Here is a 22,557-nt window from a genome sequence, read left to right on the forward strand (position 1 = left end):
CCCCGCGGCCACCGGCCGGACCCGGCCCCTCGAACCCCCATCAGACGAGGAACCCCGAGATGCTCGCCTACGTCGCGAAGCGGCTGGCCCTGGCGGTCGGCACCGTGCTCGCCGCCGTGCTCATCACCTTCCTGCTGGTCCACGCGGGGAACGGCACCCCCGGTGCGGTCAAGGCGGGGCCAGGTGCCACCGCCGCCGAGATCGCGGCGCAGAACGAGGCGCTGGGCTGGACCCGGCCGCTCTACGTGCAGTTCTTCGACTACCTGGGCCAGCTGTTCCGGCTCGACCTGGGGACGTCGCTGATCGACGGCCGCTCGATCGGGGCCGACCTCGCCGACCGCCTCCCGGTCACCGCGTCGATCGCGCTGTTCGCCACGCTGCTGTCCGCCGTGGTCGGCGTCCTGCTCGGCGTCACCGCCGCGGTCCGCGGCGGCCGGCTGGGCAAGCTGATCACCACCGGGGCCGGCGTCGCGCTCTCGCTGCCGGCGTTCTGGGTGGGCGTCATCGTCGTCTACCTGCTGGCCATCCAGCTCCAGCTGCTGCCGGCCACCGGGTACGTGCCGTTCTCCACCGACCCGACCGCCTGGGCCACCAGCCTGGTCCTGCCGGTGCTCACCCTGGCCGTCGGCGGGGCGGCGATCATCGCCCGCACCGCGGCGGCCGGGATGCGCGAGGCGCTCGGGCAGGAGCACATCCGCACGCTGCGGGCCATGGGGACGCCGGAGTGGCGGATCCGCTACGTGCACGCCCTGCGCTTCAGCAGCGTGCCGGTGGTCTCGGTGCTCGGCATCCAGTTCATCGCGCTCTTCGGCGGCTCGGTGATCATCGAGAACCTGTTCGCCCTGCCCGGCCTCGGCCAGGCCGGCCAGCAGTCCGCCGCCTCCCACGACTTCCCGGCGCTGATCGGGGTCGTGATCATCGCGACCGTCGTGGTCGTCGTCGTCAACCTGCTGCTCGACCTGGTGGTCGCGGCGCTGGACCCGAAGGTGCGTACCGCATGAGCGTCTTGCCACTGGACGCGGCCGACGAGGTCGCCACCGAGCCCGTCCCGCCCGCCCACCGGCGCGGTGTCCCCGGCTTCCTGCGCCGTCCCGGCGGGGTCTTCGGCGCCGCCTGGCTGGTGTTCATCGTCGTCGCCTCGCTCACCGCCCCGCTGTGGCGGCCGTACGAGGTCACCGAGCAGGACACGGCCAACCGGCTGGCCCTGCCGTCGGCCGACCACTGGTTCGGCACCGACCCGCTGGGCCGCGACCTGCTGTCCCGGATCTTCACGGCCGGCTCGCTGCCGCTGCTGTCCTCGGCGCTGATGCTGCTGGTCGCGTTCGGCATCGGCCTGCCGCTCGCGCTGCTCGCCGCCGAGCGCGGCCGGAAGGTCGAGCGGATCACCAGCCGGTCGACCGAGGTGCTGATGGCGCTGCCCGCCACCATCCTGCTGCTCGCGGTGATCGGCGTCATCGGCAACAAGCTCTACCCGGTGATGGCGATCCTGGGTGTGCTGATCTCCGCCGCGGTCTACCGGGTGATGCTCGGCGTCGCCCAGTCGGTGCGCCAGCGGCTGTACGTCGACGCCGCCCGGGTCAACGGGCTCGGCTCGCTGCGGGTGAACCTGCTGCACGTGCTGCCCTCGATGGCCACCGTGGTCGCCGTCCAGGCCGCGCAGCTGTTCGGCATCGGCCTGCTCATCGTCGCGGGCCTGGCGTTCCTGGGCTTCGGCCCCGGCGAGCCGGACCCCTCCTGGGGCTTCATGATCCAGGACGCCTCCGGGCACCTGTTCGACGCGCCGTGGCTGCTGGTGCCGAGCGGGCTGGTGCTGGCGCTCACCGTGGTGGCGGCCAACGAGCTGGCCGACGCGATCGCCGGCAAGGCCAAGGCAGAGAGGCCGGTCGCCCGGCGGAGGAAGCGCACCCCGGTCGCGCCCGCGGACACCGCTCCGGCCGACCCCGGCGCCGTCCTGGAGGTGCGCGACCTGTCGGTCGCCGTCGACGACGGCCCGCAGCTGGTCACCGGCGTCTCCTTCGCGCTGCGCCGCGGCAGGGTGCTCGGCCTGGTCGGTGAGTCCGGCTGCGGCAAGACGATGACCGCCCGCTCGCTGATGGGCCTGCTGCCCGACGGCGTCTCGGTCTCCGGCGGGTCGATCCGCTGGCAGGGCCGCGAGCTCGTGGGGCTGTCGGAGAAGGAGCTCACCGCCGTCCGCGGCCGGGAGATCGCGATGATCTCCCAGGAGCCGATGGTCGCGCTGGACCCGATGTTCTCCATCGCCTACCAGCTGGTCGGCCCGATCCGCCGGTTCCGCGGCGTCGGCCGCGGGGAGGCCCGCACGATCGCCGCCGAGCTGCTGCGCAACGTCGGCATCGTCGACGCCGAGCGGGTCCTGAAGAGCTACCCGCACCAGCTGTCCGGCGGCATGGCCCAGCGGGTGTGCATCGCGCTGGCGCTGACCGGCCAGCCGGAGCTGCTCATCGCCGACGAGCCGACCACCGCCCTCGACGTCACGGTGCAGGCGGAGATCCTCAGCCTGCTGCGGGCGCTGGTCCGGGACACCGGGCTGTCGGTGGTCATCGTCAGCCACGACCTGGGCGTGGTCGCCGACATCTGCGACGACGTCGCGGTCATGTACGCCGGCGCGGTCGTCGAGTCCGGCACCGCGGCGGCCGTCCTGGACGACCCCTCGCACCCGTACACGATGGCCCTGCTGGGTGCGAACCCGCACGTGCCCGAGGGGGAGCCGGTGCCGCTGCGGCTGGCGTCGATCCCCGGCACCGTCCCGCCGCCCGGCTCGTGGCCGACCGGCTGCCGGTTCGCCAGCCGCTGCCAGTTCGCCCAGGAGAAGTGCACCGCGCCGTTCCCGGCCCTGCCCGCGCACGGCTCCGGCTCGGTGCTCTGCATCCGCGTCGACGAGCTCGCCTCCGCCCAGGCGACCTGGGACGCCGAGCCCGTCGGCGCCGGGACGCCGGCCGACGCCGCCGTCGCACCCGCCCCGACCGCTGGAGTGTCCCGATGACCGCCCCCGCCGGCGCGACCGCCGCCGCCACCCTGTCCCCGACGCCGGCGCTGCAGGTCCGCGACCTCGTCGTCCGGTACGGCTCCGGCCGCAAGGCCCGGCGCACCGCGCCCGCCATCGACGGTGTCAGCTTCGACATCGCCCCCGGCGAGACCGTCGGGCTGGTCGGCGAGTCCGGGTCGGGCAAGTCCACGATCGGCAAGGCGGTCCTCGGGCTGCAGCCGCCGACCTCGGGCACGGTCCGGGTGCACGGCCAGGACATCACCCGGATGTCGCTCAAGCAGCGCAGCCGGCAGGTGGCCGACCTGCGCGTGGTGTTCCAGGACCCGTACTCCTCGCTCAACCCGGCCCGGACGATCGGTCAGACGCTGGTCGAGCCACTCGCGCTCATGGGCACCAAGGGCGACACCGCGTGGCAGAAGGCGCGCCGCGGCCTGGAGTCCGTCGGGCTGCCCGGCGAGGCCGTCGACCGGTACCCGTCGCAGTTCTCCGGTGGTCAGCGGCAGCGGATCGCGATCGCCCGGGCGCTGGTCTGCGACCCCAAGGTCGTCGTCCTCGACGAGCCGGTGTCGGCGCTGGACCTGTCCACCCAGGCGCAGGTGCTCAACCTGCTCGCCGACCTGCGCGACCAGCGCGGCCTGTCGTTCCTGTTCATCGCCCACGACCTCGGCGTGGTCCGGTTCCTCTCCCAGCGCACGGTGGTGCTCTACCGCGGGCAGATCATGGAGACCGGCCCGGTGGAGGCGGTCAGCCAGGCGCCCCGGCACCCGTACACGGTGGCGCTGACCTCGGCGGCCCCGGTGCCGCGGCCGGCCGAGCAGGCCGCCCGCCGGGCGGCGCGGGAGGCGCTGGGCATGGGCACCGCCGGTGCCGCCGCGGCCTCGGCGACCGGCTGCCCGTTCGTGCCGCGCTGCCCGCTGGCCACCGACGTGTGCGCCGAGCAGCGCCCGCCGCTGCGGCTCATCGACGACAACCTCACCGCCTGCCACCACGCGGAGCGAGTGCCCGCTCTATGAGCAGCGCACCGTCCGGCCTTCGGGTCGAGCACCTGGACGCCGCGATCGGCATCCGGACGACCGCGCCGCGGCTGTCCTGGCGGCTGCCCGAGGGGGCCCGCGCCCAGCAGGCATACCGGCTGACCGCGGACAACGGCTGGGACACCGGCTGGGTGGCGGGCGACCGGAGCCTGCTGGTGCCCTACGCCGGCCCGCCGCTGGCGTCGGGTCAGCGGGTGGAGTGGCAGGTCCGGGTCCGCACCGACCTGGGCGAGAGCCCGCCGTCCCAGCCGGGCTGGTTCGAGACGGGCCTGCTGTGGGCCGAGGACTGGCAGGCAGCCTGGATCGAGCCGGGCGTCATGCCGGCGGGCGCGCCGGGGGAGCGGCCGGCCGCGCTGCTGCGGTACGAGTTCGACGTCGACCGGCCGGTCGTCGCCGCCCGGCTGCACGCCACCGCGCAGGGGCTGTACGAGGCGGCCGTCAACGGCGAGCAGGCCGGGGACGCCGAGCTCACGCCCGGGTTCACCCAGTACGACGTCCGGCTGCAGGTGCAGACCCACGACGTGACCGGGTCCCTCCGGCCCGGCCGCAACACCGTGTCCGTCGTGCTGTCCGACGGGTGGTTCCGCGGCCAGATCGGCATCGTCCGGGCCGCCGACCAGTGGGGCGACCGGCTGGCCTTCCTCGGCCAGCTCCAGCTGACCCACGACGACGGCTCGGTCACGACCGTCGGCACCGGCCCGGACTGGCGCAGCACCGAGGGCCACGTCGTGGCCGCCGACCTGATCGCCGGCCAGCGGGTCGACCTGCGCCGGCTGCCCCGCGGCTGGGACACCGCCGGCTTCGACGACGGCTCCTGGGCCCCGGTGACGGTGGTGCACCACGGCTACGCCGGCCTGGTCGACTCGCCCGCGCCGCCGGTGCGCCGGGTCGAGGAGATCGTGCCGGTCTCGGTCACCCGGCTGGCCGGCGGCGCGCAGCTGGTCGACCTGGGGCAGAACGTCAACGGCTGGGTGCGGCTGACCGACCTGGGCCCGGCGAACACCGCGCTGACCCTCACCCACGGCGAGTGGCTCGGCCCGGACGGCGACGTCACCACCGACCACCTCCGCCCGGCCGTGCCGTTCCTGCCCGAGCCGCTGCCCGCCGGGCAGGTCGACCGGGTGGTGTCCGCGGGCGTGCCCGGCGACGTCTTCGAGCCGCGGCACACCACGCACGGCTTCCGGTACGTGCGGATCGAGGGCCACCCGGGCCGGCTCACCCCGGACGACGTCCGCGGCGTGGTGGTGCACACCGACCTGACCCGCACCGGCTGGTTCTCCTGCAGCGACGAGCGGCTCGACCGGCTGCACGAGGCCGCGGTGTGGAGCCTGCGGGACAACGCCTGCGACGTCCCGACCGACTGCCCGCACCGCGAGCGGGCGGGCTGGACCGGCGACTGGCAGCTGTTCGTGCCCACCGCTGCGTTCCTGTACGACGTCGCCGGGTTCTCCACCAAGTGGCTGCGCGACGTCGCCGCCGACCAGTGGCCGGACGGGACGATCGCCAACATCAGCCCGAGCGCCCGCTCGGAGGGCCGGGAGGGCCCGGTCGCCTTCCTCAACGGCTCGGCCGGCTGGGGCGACGCGGTGGTGATCGTGCCGTGGGAGCTGTACCGGGCCTACGGCGACAGCGACGTCCTCGCCGAGCTGTGGCCGGCCATGGTCGGCTGGCTGGACCGGGCCGAGTGGACCGCCCGCGACCAGCGGCACCCGAGCCGGGCCGCGGCCCGTCCCGAGCCGGCGGCGCACGAGCAGTTCCTGTGGGACACCGGCTTCCACTGGGGCGAGTGGCTGGAGCCGGGCGTCGACATCGGCGACTTCGGCGCGTTCGTCGCCGCCGACAAGGGCGACGTGGCCACGGCGTACCTGGCGCACAGCGCCGGGCTGATGGCCCGGATCGCGGCGGTCCTCGGCCGGGACGACGACGCGACGCGGTACGCCGAGCTGAGCGCGCACGCCCGCGCCGCGTGGCAGGCCGAGTACCTGGCCGCCGACGGCGGCCTCACCCCGGACACCCAGGCCGCCCACGTCCGGGCGCTCGCCTTCGACCTGGTGCCGGACGAGCTGCGGCCGGCCGTCGCCGAGCGGCTGGTCGAGCTGGTCCGCAAGGCCGACACCCACCTGGGCACCGGCTTCCTGGCCACCCCCCACCTGCTGCCGGTGCTCGCCGACACCGGGCACCTCGACGTGGCCTACGAGCTGCTGCTGCAGGACTCCGAGCCGTCGTGGCTGACCATGGTCGACCGCGGCGCCACCACGGTGTGGGAACGCTGGGACGGCGTCTCGGCCGAGGGCGTGCCGCACGAGTCGCTCAACCACTACTCCAAGGGCGCCGTCATCTCCTTCCTGCACCGGTACACGGCGGGGATCGAGCTCGTCGACCCGGCGTACCGGCGGTTCCGCGTGCAGCCGCGTCCCGGCGGCGGGCTGACCTCCGCGGCGGCCGCGCACGAGTCGCCGTACGGCCGGATCGAGTCCTCCTGGCGGCTGGACGGCGACCGGTTCGAGCTCGACGTCCGCGTCCCCGCCGGGACCGAGGCGACCGTCGTCCTGCCCGACGGCACCACCACCACCGCCGGCCCCGGCCGGCACACCCTCACGACGACGGAGAGCGCCCGATGAGCACCGAAGCCCCCGAGTGGGCCGGCCCCGCCCGCTTCCTCGCCCCCACCGAGCCGATCCTGCGCGACGACGGGGTCCGGCACTTCTCGGGCATCACCTACGCCGTCGCGGTCGGGTACCGGCCGCTGCAGCTGGACCTGTGGGTGCCCGACAGCGCCACCCCGCCGCCGCTGGTCGTGTGGGTGCACGGCGGCGGGTTCATGTTCGGTGACCGCCGGTACCTGCCCGAGACGCTGAAGCCGAACCAGGTGTTCGACGCGCTGCTCGAGGCCGGGCTCGCCGTCGCCACCATCGACTACCGGCACGCCCTCGAGGCACCGTTCCCCGCCCAGCTGCACGACGCGAAGGCCGCCGTCCGCTACCTGCGGGCCCACGCCGGCGAGCTCGGCATCTCCACCGGGCGGATCGGCGTCGCCGGCGAGAGCGCCGGGGCGCACATCGCCGCGCTGGTCGGGCTGACCGCGCACCGGCCGGACCTGGAGGGCACCCACGGCGTGCTCGGCGAGTTCAGCACGGTCGACGTCGTCGTCGACTGGTACGGCCCGGCCGACCTGGAGACCATGCCGCGGGTGGCGCTGCCGCCGTCCATCGCCGCCAAGCTGCCCCCGGAGATGGCCACGCCGCCCGAGGACCACCTGACCCGCGGGCTGGAGGGCGCCGCGCGCGCCGACGCCAGCCCGGTCACCCACGTGACCCCGGACGCGCCGCCGTTCCTGCTGGTGCACGGCACCGCCGACTGGCTGGTCCCGTACGCGCAGAGCGAGCAGCTGCACGCCGCGCTGACCGCCGCCGGTGTGTCCTCGACGCTCGTGCCGGTGGAGGGGGCTGAGCACATCTTCGACGGTCACGACGACGTCGACGGGCTCGTCCGGCTCACCGTCGAGTACCTGACCCGGGCGCTGGCATGAGCGACGTGACGGTCGCGCCGGTCACCGTCGAGCACCACCGCGAGCCGCTGGGCATCGGCGACATCCGGCCCCGGCTGTCCTGGGTCACGAGCACCGAGCTGCCCGACTGGCACCAGACGGCCTACGAGCTGGAGGTCGACGACTGGTCGTCCGGCCGCGTCGCGAGCGACGAGTCGGTGCTGGTGCCGTGGGGTGCACCGCCGCTGACCAGCCGGGAGCGGCGCAGCGTCCGGGTCCGGGTCTGGGGCACCGGGGCGGCCGAGCCCTCCGCCTGGAGCGAGGACGTCGTCGTCGAGGCCGGGCTGCTGGAGCCGGCCGACTGGACGGCGACCCTGGTCCGGCCGGTTCCCGTCGGCGAGGGTGAGCCGGCCGCGCTGCTGCGCCGGGAGTTCGTGCTCGACCGGCCCGTCGTCCGGGCCCGGCTGTACGCCACCGCGCAGGGCGTCTACGAGGCCGAGCTGAACGGCGCCGTCGTCGGCGACCAGGTGCTGGCACCCGGCTGGACCAGCTACCGGCACCGGCTGCGGTACCAGACCCACGACGTCACCGGCCTGCTGCGCGAGGGCGCCAACGCGATCGGCGTGCACCTCGCCGACGGGTGGTTCACCGGCTTCCTCGGGTTCACCGGCAAGCGCGACTGGTACGGCGACCGCACCGGCGCGTTCGTGCAGCTCGAGGTCGAGCACCCCGACGGCAGCCGCACCGTCGTCACGACCGACGGGTCCTGGCGGTCGGCGCCGAGCCCGCTGACCCGGGCCGGGCTCTACAACGGCGAGACGTTCGACTCCCGCCGCGAGCTGCCCGGCTGGTCGGCACCCGCCTTCGACGACGGCGACTGGGCGCCGGTCGAGACCGGGTCGCTGGACGTCGGGACGCTCGTCGCGCCGACCGGTCCGCCGGTGCGCCGGACCGGGACCGTGCCCGTCCGGGAGATCAGCACCTCGCCGTCGGGCGCGACGCTGGTCGACTTCGGGCAGAACCTGGTCGGCCGGATCCGGTTCGCGCTGCCCGACGCCCCGGCCGGCACCGAGATCACCGTCCGGCACGCCGAGGTCCTGGAGCACGGCGAGCTGGGCACCCGGCCGCTGAAGGCGGCGCGGGCGACCGACGTCGTCGTCCTGGACGGGAACGGGCCGCGGACCTGGGAGCCGCGGTTCACCTCCCACGGCTTCCGGTACGCGGAGGTCAGCGGCTGGCCCGGCGAGCTCACCGCCGACGCGCTCGAGGCCGTCGTGCTGCACACCGACCTGCGCCGCACCGGCACGTTCAGCTGCTCGGACCCCGACGTCGAGCGGCTGCACGAGAACGTCGTCTGGGGCATGCGCGGCAACTTCCTCGACCTGCCCACCGACTGCCCGCAGCGCGACGAGCGGCTGGGCTGGACCGGTGACCTGCAGGTCTTCGCGCCCACCGCCTCGTTCCTCTACGACACCACCGGCATGCTGCGGTCCTGGCTGGCCGACCTCGCCGTCGAGCAGCTGGAGGACCACGACGGCATCGTGCCGATGTACGTGCCGTTCCTGCCGCTGCTGCCCTTCCCGCTGCAGGCCGACGTCGGGTGGGGCGACGCGGCCGTCGTCGTCCCGTGGGTGCTGTACCAGCGGACCGGGGACGCCGGGTTGCTCGCCGACCAGTGGGCGTCGATGACCGCCTGGATCGACGTCTTCGCCGCCCGCGCCGGGGCCGACCTGGACTTCCCGGAGGGCGGGTTCTCCTTCGGCGACTGGCTGGACACCGCCGCCCCGCCGGACAACCCGGCAGCGGCGCGCACGCCCTGGCAGTGCGTCGCGACCGCCTACCTGGCCCGCTCGGCGCGCACGGTGGCGGAGGCCGCGGAGGTCCTCGGCCGGGACGGCACCCGCTTCGCCGACCTGGCCGAGCGGGCGGCGCAGCGGTTCCGCGCCGAGTACGTGACGCCCACCGGCCGGGTCACCTTCCCCTCGCAGACGGCGTACGCGCTGGCGCTCGAGTTCGACCTGCTGACCCCGGAGCAGCGGGAGCACGCCGGCGCGCTGCTGGCCGAACAGGTCCTCAAGGACGGGTTCCACATCGCCACGGGCTTCCTCGGCACGCCGCTGGTGACCGACGCGCTGACCTCCGCCGGTGAGCTGCCCACCGCCTACGAGCTGCTGCTGCAGCGGGAGAACCCGTCGTGGCTCTACCCGGTGACCATGGGCGCGACCACCATCTGGGAGCGCTGGGACTCCATGCTCCCCGACGGGACCATCAACCCCGGCGAGATGACGTCGTTCAACCACTACGCGCTGGGTGCGGTGGCCGACTGGCTGCACCGCACCGTCGCCGGGCTGGCGCCGGCCGCGCCGGGCTACCGGCGGCTGCGGGTCGCCCCGCGTCCCGGGCCGGGGATCACCGCGGCGGCGGCGACGCACGACACGCCGTACGGTCCCGCGTCGGTGTCCTGGACCGTCGACGGGTCGGACTTCGCCCTGGACGTCGTGGTCCCGCCGAGCACCACGGCGGAGGTCGTGCTGCCCGACGGCGGCGCGCCGGTCGAGGTCGGCTCGGGCCGGCACTCGTTCACCCGCGAGATCACCGTCCCTGCGCCGGTGGAGAAGCCGGCGCTGTTCTTCGACCCGGACGCGCACTCGTGACGCCGACGCCCGTCGTCCCCGGGTTCCACCCGGACCCCAGCGTCTGCCGGGTCGGCGACACCTACTGGATGGTCGTCTCGAGCTTCGAGTACGCCCCCGGCGTGCCGCTGTTCCGGTCGACCGACCTGCGCTCCTGGGAGCAGGTCGGGCACGTGCTGGCCCGGCCCGCGCAGCTGGACGTGTCGGCGGCGCCCGGCTCGGGCGGCATCACCGCGCCGACGCTGCGCCACCACGACGGCCGGTTCTGGATGGTCACCACCAACCTCGCCGACGGCGGCTGGCAGACCCTGGCCACCGCCGAGGACCCGCTGGGCGAGTGGTCCGAGCCGGTGCGGATGCCCGAGGTCCGCGGCATCGACCCGGACCTGGCCTGGGACGACGACGGCACGCTGCTGGTCACCTACGCCGGCTTCGGCGCGGGCGGTCCGGCCGGCCTCGTCCAGCAGGCCGTCGACCCGGCGACCGGCCGGGCGCTCACCGAGCGGCAGCACGTCTGGCAGGGCACCGGCGGCCGCTTCCCGGAGGGTCCGCACCTCTACCGCATCGGCGGCTGGTGGTACCTGCTCATCGCCGAGGGCGGCACCGAGCGCGGGCACGCCGTGACGATCGCGCGCAGCCGCTCGCCGCAGGGCCCGTTCGAGCCGTGCCCGCACAACCCGCTGCTCACCCACCGGGGCGTCGAGTCGCCGGTGCAGAACACCGGCCACGCCGACCTGGTGCAGCGGCCCGACGGCAGCTGGGCGATCGTCTTCCACGGCGTCCGGCCGCGCGGCGCCAGCCCGCAGTTCCACGTGCTGGGCCGGGAGACCTTCGCCGCCGAGGTGATCTGGGAGGACGGCTGGCCGCGGATCGGCGACTGGCTGACCCCGCCCGGCGGCGCGGTGTCCCTGGACGAGCTGGCCGGCGATGAGCTGCCGGTGTCCTGGGTGTCGCCGCGCCGCTTCCCCGGCGAGGTGCTGGAGCGGGAGGAGCGCGGCTGGCGTCTCACGGCCGTGGACGGCGACCCGGCGAGCGACGACCTGGCGTTCGCCGGACGGCGCCAGGAGCACCTGCACTGCCGGGTGCAGGCGGTCGTCGACGCGGGCGCGGGGGTCGGCGGGCTGTCGGTGCGGATGGACGCCCGGCACCACCTGGACCTGGAGGTCGCCGACGGCGTCGTCCGGGCGGTGGCCCAGGTCGGCCCGCTGCGGTCGGTGCTCGGTCAGCTCGAGGTCCCGGCCGGGGAGGTCGCGCTGGAGCTGCGGGCGGTGCCGGACCAGGGGCACTTCTCCTCCACGGCGCTCGGCCCCGACCAGCTGGTCGCCGGCGTGGTCCGGGACGGCGCCTTCACCGAGCTCGGCCGGCTCGACGGCCGGTACGTGTCCACCGAGGTGGCCGGCGGGATGACCGGACGCCTCGCCGGTGTGTGGTGCTCGACCGGCGCGCTCGTCGTCCGGTCGTTCCGCTACTCCGGCGGGGACGCCGCGTGACCCTGCGGATCGCCGAGCGCTGCCGGGTGGTGGTCGACAACGACTGGGCCGGCGACCCGGACGGGCTCGTCGCGCTCGCGCACCACCTGCTCAGCCGGGCCAACCGCGTGGTCGCGGTGACCGGGTCGGCGAACAGCCCGGTGTTCGGACCGCCGGCGGGCACCGCGGCCGCCGGGGCCCGGCTCGCCCAGGAGCTGGTCGACCTGGTCGACGGGCCGCACCGGCCGCTGGTGGCCGCCGGCTGCGACGTCCCGGTCGGCGGGGGTGACACCGCGTCCGCGGCGGCGGACGCCGTCGTCGCCGAGGCGCGGCGGGACGACCCGCTGCCGCTGTTCCTGGTCTGCGCCGGACCGCTGACCAACGTGGCCCAGGCCCTCCGGCAGGCGCCGGACGTCGCGGCCCGGCTCACCCTGGTCTGGGTCGCCGTGAAGGGGGACCCGGACGCGCCCGAGTACAACCGGGACACCGACCCGCAGGCCGCCGCGGAGGTGCTGGGCCGGGCGGAGCTCGCGGTGCGGCAGTTCCCGCTGGAGACCTACCGCCGCTGCGCGGCCTCCGTCGCGGAGCTGGAGCACGACCTGGGCGGCGCCGGCCGGGTCGGCGCCTGGCTGTGGCAGCGGTTCACCTCGCTGCCGCTGCCGGACTTCGTCGAGCTCGGCGAGGTGTGGCCGCTGGGCGACAGCCCGCCCGTGCTGGTCACCGCGCTCGACGACGCGTCCAGCACCTGGACCGGGCCCGCGACCCGCCGCGTCTGCACCGACGTCGACGGCCGGCTGCTGGTCGCCGACCTGCTCGCCCGCCTCCGGCTGCACGAGCGCCGGACGGCCGGCTGACCGGCTGCCGGTCAATGGGAGGCCCGTTGCCCCGGTGACGCCGGTTCCCCAGCATCGACAGCACGCGGGAGCGGCGGTGGTCGAGCAGACGGCCGACCACCCTGAGGCCGGTCCCGCGGAGGCATGGGGCGCTCCAGCCAGGACGCCGTCCGTCGCGTGCTGCCCCTCATGACCCCGATGACAGGACAGCCATGCGCCGCACCCCGTTCACCGCCGGCTGGCAGACCCGCCGGCACGCCAACTCCTTCGCCGAGATGGTCGGCGCCGCGGCACCGTGGCAGGACGTCACACTGCCGCACGACGCCACGCTCGCCGAGCCCCGGGACGCCGCGCACGGCGCCGGCCCGGGGTACTTCCCCGGCGGCGTGTACGAGTACCGGAAGGCCTTCGCCGTCCCGGCCGACGCCGCCGACCAGCGCTGGGTGCTGGAGTTCGAGGCCGTCTACCGGCGGGCGATGGTCTACGTGAACGGCAGCCTCGCAGCGCACTGGGCGTCGGGCTACACCGGCTTCGCCGTGCCGCTGGACGACCACCTGCGGTACGGCGAGGAGAACGAGGTGCGGGTCGTGTGCCGCGCCGGTCAGGACTCCCGCTGGTACGCCGGCAGCGGCATCACCCGGCCGGTGCACCTGGTCGTCGGCCCGCTGCTGCACATCGCCCCGGACGGCGTCCGGGTGACCACCGTGGACGCCGACCGGGACCTCGCCGTCGTGGAGGTGCTCACCACGGTCGTCAACGACCGGCCGCGGCTGGCCACCGCCGAGGCGGTCACCGAGCTGCGCGGGCCGGACGGCGCCGTGGTCGCCGCCGACCGGACACCGGTGACCGTGCGACCGGGGGAGCCGGCGGTGGTGCGCCAGCGGCTCGTCGTCCGCGACCCGGCGCTGTGGGGACCGGGGGCACCCGCGCTGCACACGGCGACGGTGACGCTGGCCGACGGCGACGCCGAGACGGTGACCTTCGGGATCCGCACCCTCGCCGTCGACCCGGTGCGCGGCCTGCGCGTCAACGGCGAGCCGGTGCTGCTGCGCGGCGCGTGCCTGCACTCCGACAACGGCGTCCTGGGTGCGGCGACGATCGACCGCGCCGACGAGCGCCGGGTGGAGCTGCTGCAGGCGGCCGGGATCAACGCGCTGCGCAGCGCGCACAACCCGATGAGCCGGGCGCTGCTCGAGGCCTGCGACCGGCTCGGCGTCCTGGTGATGGACGAGCTCACCGACATGTGGACCGAGAGCAAGTCCGACCTCGACGCCGCGCTCGACTTCCCGGAGTGGTGGCAGTGCGACGTGGCGGCCATGGTCGCCAAGGACGTCAACCACCCCAGCGTGGTGATGTACTCGATCGGCAACGAGATCCCCGAGGTGGCGACCCCGCACGGCGCGCTGTGGTCGCGGCGGCTGGCCGAGGAGGTGCGCCGGCTCGACCCGTCCCGGCTGGTCACCAACGGGGTGAACGGCATGCTGGCGGTCATCGGCGAGGCCGCGGCCCAGGCCGAGGGCGGCATCAACACGATGCTCGCGGACATGGGCGGGTTCATGCGCGAGCTGGCCGCCTCCGAGCTGGTCGGCCGGCGGACCGCGGAGTCCTTCGCCGTCCTGGACGTCGCCGGGCTCAACTACATGGACGCCCGCTACGAGGCCGACCGGGAGACGTTCCCGAACCGCGTCGTGGTGGGCAGCGAGACCTTCGCGAACGAGATCGACCGGCTGTGGCGGCTCGTGCAGGACCACCCGCACGTTATCGGCGACTTCACCTGGACCGGCTGGGACTACCTGGGTGAGGCCGGGATCGGCCGGACCGCGGACGCCGAGGACCCGTCGGCCGGCGCGTTCGGGGCCCCCTACCCGTGGCTGCTCGCCTGGTGCGGGGACATCGACGTCACCGGGCACCGCCGGCCCGCCTCCTTCTACCGGGAGGTCGTCTTCGGCCTGCGCAGCGACCCGTACCTCGCCGTCGTCCGGCCGGAGCGGTCCGGGCGGGAGACGGTCGCGACGCCGTGGGCGTGGAGCGACTCGGTGGGCAGCTGGGCGTTCGCCGGCGCCGAGGGCACGCCGGTGACCGTCGAGGTCTACAGCGACGCCGACGAGGTCGAGCTGCTGCTCGACGGGCGCTCGCTCGGCACCGCGAAGGCGGGTGAGGCGCACCGGTTCCGGGCGGAGTTCACGGTGCCCTGGGCACCCGGCGAGCTGACCGCGGTCGCCCGCAGCGGCGGCGCGGAGACCGGCCGGTGCTCGCTCCGGTCCGCCGACGGGCCGGTGCGGCTGACGGCGGCCGTCGACCGGGACGCCGTGCGGGCCGACGACACCGACCTGGCGTACGTCGACCTCGCGCTCACCGACGCCGCCGGCACCGTGGCGCTGGGCGTCGACCGCGAGGTCACCGTGACCGTCGCCGGGCCCGGCGTGCTCGCCGGGTTCGGTTCGGCGGCGCCGGCGACCGAGGAGTCCTACCTCGACGACGTGCACACCACCTTCGACGGCCGTGCGCTCGCCGTCGTCCGGCCGACCGGTGCGGGCACGATCACCGTCACGGCGTCCGCGCCCGGCTGCGCCGACGTCACGCTGACCGTGGTCGCCCGCTGAGCTCGGCGACGCAGTCAGCGACCGCGGCGGCCAGGTCGCGGTCGTCGGCGAGGGCCGGGTCCAGCGCCGCGAGCACGCGCGGGACCGAGCCGGCGAGCGGTCGCAGCTCGTCGGCCCGCACGTCCCGCACCGGGGTGCTGCCTCCAAACACGAGGTGCACCAGCCAGGCCGCGAGGAGCCGGACGGCGGGCAGCGGCAGCCGGCCGCTCGCCCGCATCCCGGCGGAGCACCGGGAGCAGGCGCACCGGGAGCTTCTGCGAGCCGTCCGCGGCGATCTGCGCCAGGGAGTGCCGGATGCGCGGGTCGGCGAACCGCGCCAGCAGCGCTGCCCGGTAGCGGGCGACGTCGTCCACGGGCAGGTCCAGGTGCGGCGCGCAGGTGTCCCACCACTCCTGCACCCAGCCGGCGCAGACCGGGTCGGTCACCGCCTCGGCGACGGTCGTCCACCCGCGCAGCGGGCCGGCGTAGGCCAGCAGCGAGTGGGCGCCGTTCAGCAGCCACAGCTTGCGGTCCTCGAACGGCGTCACGTCCGCCGTCAGGACGGCGCCGGCGGTCTCCCACGCGGGCCGGCCACCGGGGAACGCGCCGGCCAGCACCCACTCGCTGAACGGCTCGGTGGCGACCGGGCAGCGGTCGTCGACGCCGGTGCCGGCCAGCACGGCCCGCCGGTCGTCGTCGGTGGGCGCGGGGGTGATGCGGTCGACCACCGTCGTCGCGACAGACACCTGCTCCCGGAGCCAGTCCGCCATCGCGGGGTCGGTCTCCGCCATCAGGTGCTGCAGCGCGGCGCCGAGCACTGCGCCGTTGCCCGGCAGGTTGTCGCACGGCACGAGGGTGACCGGGCCGGCGTCGGCGGCCCGCCGGGCGCGCAGCCCGGCCAGCAGCCGCGCCGGGGCGCCGTCCGCCGCCGTGCCGTAGCCGGCCTCGGTGACCGTCACGGTGACCACCCGGACGTCGGGGGAGCCCAGGTACCGCAGCCAGGCGTCCTGCTCGTCGGCCGCGTGCGCCCGGACCAGCGACCGGACGACGGAGAACTCGTCGCCGCCGGCGCCCCGGGTGACCAGCGTGTACAGCCCGTCCTGCGCAGCGAGCGCCCGGGCGAGGTCGGGTCGGCGGCCGGTGAACGCGGCGATGCCCCAGTCGTCACCGGCCCGGTCGGTGTACCAGGCCTGGTGCGCGCGGGAGAAGCTGCCCAGGCCGAGGTGGACCATGCGCACCGGCGGAGCGGCCGTGCCGCGGCGCAGGGAGCTCACAGCCGGAACACCTCGCGGGGGCGGACGGCGACGAGGTCGACGAGCGTCTCCACCGCCTCGTCCTCGTCCAGCACGTGCTCGGCCACCAGCCCGGCGAGGTACCCGGCGTCCAGCCGGCGGGACATGTCGTGCCGGGCCGGGATCGAGCAGAACGCCCGGGTGTCGTCGACGAAGCCCGAGGTGCGGCGGAAGCCGGCCGTCTCGGTCACCGCGCCGCGGAACCGCCGGACCGCGGCCGGCGCGTCGAGGAACCACCAGGGCGCGCCGACGAACACCGACGGGTAGAAGCCGGCCAGCGGGGCGATCTCCCGGGAGAACACGCTCTCGTCGAGCGTGAACAGCACCAGGTGCAGTCCGGGGTGGGTGCCGTACCGCTCCAGCAGCGGCCGGAGCGGGTCGGTGAAGTCCCCGCGCAGCGGGATGTCGTGCCCGGTGTCCGGGCCGGAGGCGTGCAGCGTGGGCCGGTGGTGGTTGCGGCGCACCCCGGGGTGCAGGGTCATGACCAGGCCGTCCTCGACCGACATCCGCGCCATCTCCAGCAACATGTGCCGGCGCAGGGCGGTGCACTCGGCGGCCGAGGCGGTACCGGCCAGCGCCCGGGCGTAGCTGCGCTCGACGACGCCCGGCTCCAGCGGCTCGGTGCCGACGTCGGCGTGGCTGTGGTCGGCCGAGGTGGCGCCGTGCGCCCGGAAGTGCGCCCGGCGCTGCTCCATGGCGGCGACCCAGCCCCGGTAGCTGCCGGTGTCGCAGCCGGACACCTCCCCGAGCCGGGCGACCAGCGCCGGCCAGTCCGGGCTGCCCGCCTCCAGGTACCGGTCGGGGCGGAAGGTGGGCAGCACCCTGCCGGGGAACGTGGGGTCCGCGGCCAGGGCAGCGTGCGGCGCGAGGTCGTCGCACGGGTCGTCGGTGGTGGCGAGCACCTCGATGCCGAAGCGCTCGAACAGTGCCCGTGGCCGGTAGGCGTCCTCGGCGAGTCGGGCGGCGATCGTGTCGTACACCGCGTCGGCCGTCCGGGCGGACGGGCGCAGCCGGACGTCGAAGACCTCACTGAGTTCGGCCTCCAGCCAGGACCGCGAGGCCGTGCCGCGGAACGCCGGCCAGTGCTCGCAGAGCAGCCGCCACGCGGCGCGGGACTCCGCTTCGGTCAGGCCGGCGCGCCCCACCCCCAGGTCGGCCAGCGGCACCCCGGACGCGTGCAGCAGCCGGGTGAGGTAGTGGTCGGGGGTGATCAGCAGCGCCGTCGGGTCCGGGAACGGCGCGTCGTCGAGGAGGACCCGCGGGTCGACGTGGCCGTGCGGGGAGAGGACCGGCAGCGCTCGGACGGCGTCGTAGAGCCGACGAGTGACCGCCCGGACCCCCGGGTCGGGCGGCAGCAGCCGGTCGGGGTGCAGGACGAGCGCTTCTGCCATGGCCGGATGCTCGATGCGCTGACCCCGGCCTGGCAATCGGTTGCCACGAGTTGCCCGGGCCGCTTGTGGGCACGCCGACCGCGGTCGAGGGTGGCCGCATGAGCGTGCCCGGGACCGTGGACCACGTCGCCTTCCTCGGCGGACCGGCGGAGCTGCTCGCCGACGACGAGGTCGCCGCCTTCGTGCGAGACCAGCTCGCGGCGCGGCCGCTGGACGGCCGGAGCGTCTGCCTGGTGATCCCCGACGCCACCCGCAGCTGCCCGCTGCCGCTGCTGCTCGACGCGGTGCACGGCGCGCTGGCCGGCCGGGTGAGCCGGCTGACCGCGCTCGTCGCCCTGGGCACCCACGCGCCGATGACCGACTCACAGCTGGCCCGGCACCTGGGCGGCGACCCGGCGGTCCGCTATCCGGGCATGGCCGTGCGGAACCACGAGTGGGCCGACCCGGGCACGTTCGTCTCCCTCGGCGTCCTCCCGGCCGAGCGGGTGGCCGAGCTGTCCGAGGGCCGGCTCGCGGAGGCCGTCGACGTCCGGCTCAACCGCGCCGTCGTCGAGCACGACGTCGCGCTCGTCGTGGGCCCGGTCTTCCCGCACGAGGTCGTGGGCTTCTCGGGCGGCAACAAGTACTTCTTCCCCGGGGTCGCCGGCCAGGAGATCATCGACCTCTCGCACTGGCTGGGGGCGCTCATCACCAGCGCCGGCATCATCGGCACCCGCGGCACCACCCCGGTGCGGGCGCTGATCGACGAGGCGGCCGCGCTGATCCCCGCGGAGACCCTCGCGCTGTGCGTCGTGGTGCGCTCGGGCAGCGGGCAGCTGCACGCGGCCGCCCTCGGGGAGCCGCGCGCGGCCTGGGACGCGGCCGCCGCGGTGTCGGCCGAGGTGCACGTCCGGTACCTGGACGCGCCGGTGCGCCGGGTGCTGGCGGTCATCCCGGCGAAGTACGACGACATGTGGACCGCGGCCAAGGGCTTCTACAAGCTCGAACCGGTGGTCGCCGACGGCGGCGAGGTGGTGCTCTACGCCCCGCACATCACCCGGATCTCGGCGATGCACCCCGAGATCGAGCAGATCGGCTACCACTGCCGCGACTGGTTCGTCTCCCGGTGGGAGGACTATCGCCACCTGCACTGGGGCGTGCTCGCGCACTCCACCCACCTGCGCGGCGCGGGCACCTACGACCCGGTCCACGGCGAGCGCTGCCGGGTGCGGGTCACCCTGGCCACCAGCATCCCCGAGGACGTCGTCCGCGGTGCGGCGCTGGACTACCTGGACCCGGCGTCGGTCGACGTCGAGGCCTGGGCCGCGGACGCGGAGACCGTCGTCGTCCGGGACGCCGGCGAGGTGCTCTTCCGGCTCCGCTGAGCCGTCGAGCCGCGCACCACCAGCCGGACCGGCAGCACCACCGGCGCGCCGGTCGACCCCGGCGCCCCCTGCACCATGGCCAGCAGTGCCCGGGTCGCCGCAGCGCCGCCGGCCTGCAGCGGCGCGGCCACCGTGGTGAGCCCCGGCGTGACCAGCTCGGCGGCCCCGACGTTGTCGAAGCCGACCACGCTGACGTCGGCCGGCACCCGGACCCCGCGGCCGCGCAGCCCGCGGACGACGCCGATGGCCAGCTGGTCGTTGTAGGCCACGACGGCCGACGTCGGCTGCGCCAGGAGCTCCGCGGCCGCGCGGACCCCACCGGCGACGTCGGGGGAGGAGGGGCCCGTCCGGCGCAGCCGCAGCTGCAGCTCCTCGGCCGCCTCCAGCAGCGCACGCCAGCGCACGCCGTCGGCCCAGGACGCCGCCGGGCCGGCGACGTAGGTGAGCGCGGAGTGGCCGAGACCGGCGAGGTGCGCGGCGACCTCGCGGGCACCGCGGGCGTTGTCCGGGACGACGCTGGGCACGTCGACCACCGCCCGGCCCAGCACCACCACCGGCTTCTGCTTGGCGATCACCCGGATCGCGGCGTCGGACATCCGTGAGCCGGCCAGCACGATGCCGTCGACAGAGGGCAGCGCCCGCTCCAGTGCCGCCCGCTCCGTCCGGTCGGACTCCTGCGAGTCGGCGAGCAGCACCGTGTACCCGGCCTGGGTCGCCACCGACTGGACGCCGCGGACCATCTCGCCGTAGACCGGGTTGCCGATGTCGGACACCAGCACCGCGAGCATGTGCGTGCGGGCGGTCGACAGCGCGCGGGCCAGCGGGTTGGTGCGGTAGCCCAGGGTGTCGGCGACCTGGCGCACCCGCTCGGCGGTGGCCGCGTTCACCCGGCCGGGCCGGGAGAACGTACGGGACACCGTCGACGCCGCCACCCCGGCCGCCCGCGCGACGTCGTAGATGGTGACGTCGCGTGCCCGTTCGCCGTCCACGGCCGCAGTGTGCCCGCCCCGCGGCAAGTGATGGCAACCGGTTGTCCCGCCCGCCCCGCCTGTGCCCTACTGCCTGCATGCTGCGCCCCCAGGACGGTCCGACCCGTGAGACCAAGCGCCTCGACGGGCTGTGGGCCTTCCGGCTCGACGCCGCCGGGGAGGGCCGGGGTGCCGGCTGGTGGCGGAGCCGCCTCGCCGACGCCCGCGAGGTGCCGGTGCCGGCCAGCTACGACGACGTGTTCGCCGACGCCGAGGCGCGCGACCACGTGGGCGACGCCTGGTACCAGACCACCGTGCGGGTGCCCCGCGGCTGGGCCGGGCAGCGCGTCGTCCTCCGCTTCGACGCGGCGACGCACCGGGCGGTCGTCTGGGTGGGCGACGTGGAGGTCGCCCGGCACGAGGGCGGCTACACCCCCTTCGAGGCCGACGTCACCGCGCACGCCCGGCCGGGGGAGGCCGTCCGGGTGACCGTGGTGGTCGACAACCGGCTGAGCTGGGACTCCGTGCCGCCGGGCGTCGTCGAGGACGGGAAGCAGGTGTACTTCCACGACTTCTACAACTACGCCGGCCTGCACCGCTCGGTCTGGCTGTCCAGCACCCCGCACGCCCACCTGGACGACGTCACGGTGGTCACCGGCCTGACCGGGACGACCGGCACCGTCGAGTACCGGACCGGCGCGGGAGGCGCCGAGGGGCTGGGCACCCGCGCGGTGCTGCGCGACGACGACGGCACCGAGGTGGCCCGTGCCGAGGGCGCGACGGGCGTGCTCACCGTCGCCGACGTGCACCCCTGGCGGCCGGGCGAGGGGCACCTGTACGAGCTGGAGCTGGCGCTCACCGACGGCCCGGACGTCGTCGACAGCTACCGGCTGCCGGTCGGGGTGCGCACCGTGGAGGTGCGGGGCACGCAGTTCCTGATCAACGGCGAGCCGTTCTCCTTCACCGGGTTCGGCAAGCACGAGGACCTGCCGGTCCGCGGGAAGGGCCACGACGACGTCTTCCTGGTGCACGACGCCGCGCTGATGGCGTGGACCGGGGCCAACTCCTTCCGCACCGCGCACTACCCCCACGCCGAGGAGGTGCTCGACCACGCCGACCGGCACGGCATCGTGGTGATCAGCGAGACCGCGGCGGTCGGGCAGAACCTGGGGCTGGCCGCGGTCGCGCTCGGCCGGCCGGCGCAGCCCACGTTCTCCGCCGCCACGATCGGGGAGGCCGGTCAGGCGACCCACGCCCGGGCCCTCCGCGAGCTGGTCGAGCGGGACCGCAACCACCCCAGCGTCGTGCTGTGGAGCATCGCCAACGAGCCGGAGTCCGACACCGACGAGGCCTGCGCCCACTTCGAGCCGCTGTTCGCCCTCGCCCGGGAGCTGGACCCCAGCCGGCCGGTCGGGTTCGCCAACATGATGTTCTCGCCGCACGGCAGGGACCGGCTGCACGCCTACGCCGACGTGGTCATGCTCAACCGCTACTACGGCTGGTACCGGCACACCGGTGACCTGGCCGCCGCCGAGGCCGCGCTGCAGGCCGAGCTGGAGGCCTGGGCGACCGAGGGCAAGCCGATCATCGTGACCGAGTACGGCGCCGACGCGGTCGCCGGCCTGCACCAGGTGGTGCCGATGCCGTGGAGCGAGGAGTACCAGGTCGAGCTGCTGGAGATGGCCCACCGGGTCTTCGACCGCATCGACGCGGTCGTGGGTGAGCACGTGTGGGCCTTCGCCGACTTCGCCACCGGTCCGGGGACCGGGCGGGTCGACGGCAACCGCAAGGGGGTCTTCACCCGCGACCGGCGACCCAAGGCGGCGGCGCAGCTGCTCCGCCGCCGGTGGCGCGGCGAGGACCCACCCGGGCGGCCTACGGTGCCGGGATGACCGACACGGTGGTGCAGCCCTGGTCCGCCGGCAGCTGGACGACGCCGCCGGCGGAGGCCGTCGAGGACGGGCCCGACCTGCTGGTCACCGCCGTCGAGGGCAGCGACGCCTGGCGGCACACCAGCTACGGCTTCGTGCACGACGACGCGCACGCGCTGCTCGCCCCGCTCGACGCCGCGGTCGAGGTCACCTTCGACGCGGGCTTCGACCAGCAGTTCGACCAGGCCGGGCTGATGCTGCGGGTCGACGCGGAGACCTGGCTGAAGTGCGGCGTCGAGTTCTCCGACGGGATCCCGCAGCTGGGCGCCGTGGTCACCCTGGGCCGGTCGGACTGGTCGGTGGCACCGGTGCCGGACTGGGCCGGCCGGCGGGTCACCGTGCGGGCCAGCCGGGACGGCGACGCGGTCACCGTGCGGGCCCGGGTCGACGACGAGCCGTCCCGCCTGGTCCGGCTCGCGCCGTTCCCGCCGGGGGCGACCGTGCTCGCCGGGCCGTACTGCGCCGCGCCCACCCGGTCCGGTCTCACCGTCCGGTTCACCCGCTGGGCGACCGGCCCGGCGGACACCGCACTGCACTGACCGGTCCGCCTCCCGCTGGATGGCAGGCCC

15 protein-coding genes are annotated in these 22,557 nt (G+C 75.4%); 12 read left to right on the forward strand and 3 right to left on the reverse strand.

What is annotated here, in order from left to right; genetic code table 11:
- Positions 1-59 precede the first annotated feature (59 nt).
- The 9 genes from MODMU_RS10525 to MODMU_RS10565 all read left to right on the forward strand — a co-directional run bounded on the left by MODMU_RS10525 (position 60) and on the right by MODMU_RS10565 (position 15,063).
- Positions 60-1,001, forward strand: a complete 942-nt coding sequence (locus tag MODMU_RS10525; protein WP_014740213.1) for an ABC transporter permease — start codon at positions 60-62, stop codon at positions 999-1,001.
- Positions 998-3,001, forward strand: coding sequence for a dipeptide/oligopeptide/nickel ABC transporter permease/ATP-binding protein (locus MODMU_RS10530; protein WP_014740214.1), 2,004 nt, complete (start codon positions 998-1,000; stop codon positions 2,999-3,001). Before MODMU_RS10525 ends, MODMU_RS10530 begins: the two co-directional genes overlap by 4 nt.
- Entirely contained in the window at positions 2,998-4,017 is a 1,020-nt protein-coding gene (locus MODMU_RS10535; RefSeq protein ID WP_014740215.1) for an ABC transporter ATP-binding protein, read from the forward strand. The genes MODMU_RS10530 and MODMU_RS10535 overlap by 4 nt, the downstream gene beginning before the upstream one ends.
- Positions 4,014-6,659 carry a family 78 glycoside hydrolase catalytic domain gene (locus MODMU_RS10540; protein WP_014740216.1) on the forward strand — a complete coding sequence of 882 codons (2,646 nt, stop codon included), beginning with the start codon at positions 4,014-4,016 and terminating at the stop codon, positions 6,657-6,659. The genes MODMU_RS10535 and MODMU_RS10540 overlap by 4 nt, the downstream gene beginning before the upstream one ends.
- Positions 6,656-7,567 (forward strand): alpha/beta hydrolase, encoded by a 912-nt coding sequence (locus MODMU_RS10545; RefSeq protein WP_014740217.1) that lies wholly within the window; start codon positions 6,656-6,658, stop codon positions 7,565-7,567. The genes MODMU_RS10540 and MODMU_RS10545 overlap by 4 nt, the downstream gene beginning before the upstream one ends.
- A complete protein-coding gene (locus MODMU_RS10550) occupies positions 7,564-10,179 on the forward strand; it encodes a glycoside hydrolase family 78 protein (protein ID WP_014740218.1) in 2,616 nt (871 codons plus the stop codon). Before MODMU_RS10545 ends, MODMU_RS10550 begins: the two co-directional genes overlap by 4 nt.
- A complete protein-coding gene (locus tag MODMU_RS10555; RefSeq protein WP_014740219.1) occupies positions 10,176-11,648 on the forward strand; it encodes a glycoside hydrolase family 43 protein in 1,473 nt (490 codons plus the stop codon). Before MODMU_RS10550 ends, MODMU_RS10555 begins: the two co-directional genes overlap by 4 nt.
- Positions 11,645-12,481, forward strand: a complete 837-nt coding sequence (locus MODMU_RS10560) for a nucleoside hydrolase (RefSeq protein WP_014740220.1) — start codon at positions 11,645-11,647, stop codon at positions 12,479-12,481. The genes MODMU_RS10555 and MODMU_RS10560 overlap by 4 nt, the downstream gene beginning before the upstream one ends.
- 191 nt (positions 12,482-12,672) lie before the next feature.
- Positions 12,673-15,063 carry a glycoside hydrolase family 2 TIM barrel-domain containing protein gene (locus tag MODMU_RS10565; protein WP_014740221.1) on the forward strand — a complete coding sequence of 797 codons (2,391 nt, stop codon included), beginning with the start codon at positions 12,673-12,675 and terminating at the stop codon, positions 15,061-15,063.
- A gap of 14 nt (positions 15,064-15,077) precedes the next feature.
- Here the strand turns inward: MODMU_RS10565 and MODMU_RS10570 are convergent, their stop codons facing one another.
- Positions 15,078-16,316, reverse strand: coding sequence for a mannitol dehydrogenase family protein (locus MODMU_RS10570; protein ID WP_014740223.1), 1,239 nt, complete (start codon positions 16,314-16,316; stop codon positions 15,078-15,080).
- Positions 16,313-17,725 (reverse strand): glucuronate isomerase, encoded by a 1,413-nt coding sequence (gene uxaC / locus MODMU_RS10575; protein WP_014740224.1) that lies wholly within the window; start codon positions 17,723-17,725, stop codon positions 16,313-16,315. Before uxaC ends, MODMU_RS10570 begins: the two co-directional genes overlap by 4 nt.
- 98 nt (positions 17,726-17,823) lie before the next feature.
- Here uxaC and MODMU_RS10580 point away from each other — a divergent pair, with 98 nt between their 5' ends.
- Positions 17,824-19,089, forward strand: coding sequence for a lactate racemase domain-containing protein (locus MODMU_RS10580; RefSeq protein WP_014740225.1), 1,266 nt, complete (start codon positions 17,824-17,826; stop codon positions 19,087-19,089).
- On the opposite strand, the gene MODMU_RS10585 is transcribed toward MODMU_RS10580, so the two are convergent.
- Positions 18,990-20,078: a LacI family DNA-binding transcriptional regulator gene (locus MODMU_RS10585; protein WP_014740226.1), complete on the reverse strand. Its 1,089-nt coding sequence runs from the start codon at positions 20,076-20,078 to the stop codon at positions 18,990-18,992. The two genes, MODMU_RS10580 and MODMU_RS10585, sit on opposite strands and share 100 nt — an antisense overlap.
- Positions 20,079-20,155: 77 nt before the next feature.
- Here MODMU_RS10585 and uidA point away from each other — a divergent pair, with 77 nt between their 5' ends.
- Entirely contained in the window at positions 20,156-21,949 is a 1,794-nt protein-coding gene (gene uidA, locus MODMU_RS10590; protein WP_014740227.1) for a beta-glucuronidase, read from the forward strand.
- Positions 21,946-22,527, forward strand: a complete 582-nt coding sequence (locus MODMU_RS10595; protein ID WP_014740228.1) for a DUF1349 domain-containing protein — start codon at positions 21,946-21,948, stop codon at positions 22,525-22,527. The genes uidA and MODMU_RS10595 overlap by 4 nt, the downstream gene beginning before the upstream one ends.
- Positions 22,528-22,557 lie beyond the last annotated feature (30 nt).

The sequence above is a fragment of the Modestobacter italicus genome (genome assembly GCF_000306785.1).
GTDB classification, from domain to species: Bacteria; Actinomycetota; Actinomycetes; order Mycobacteriales; family Geodermatophilaceae; genus Modestobacter; species Modestobacter italicus.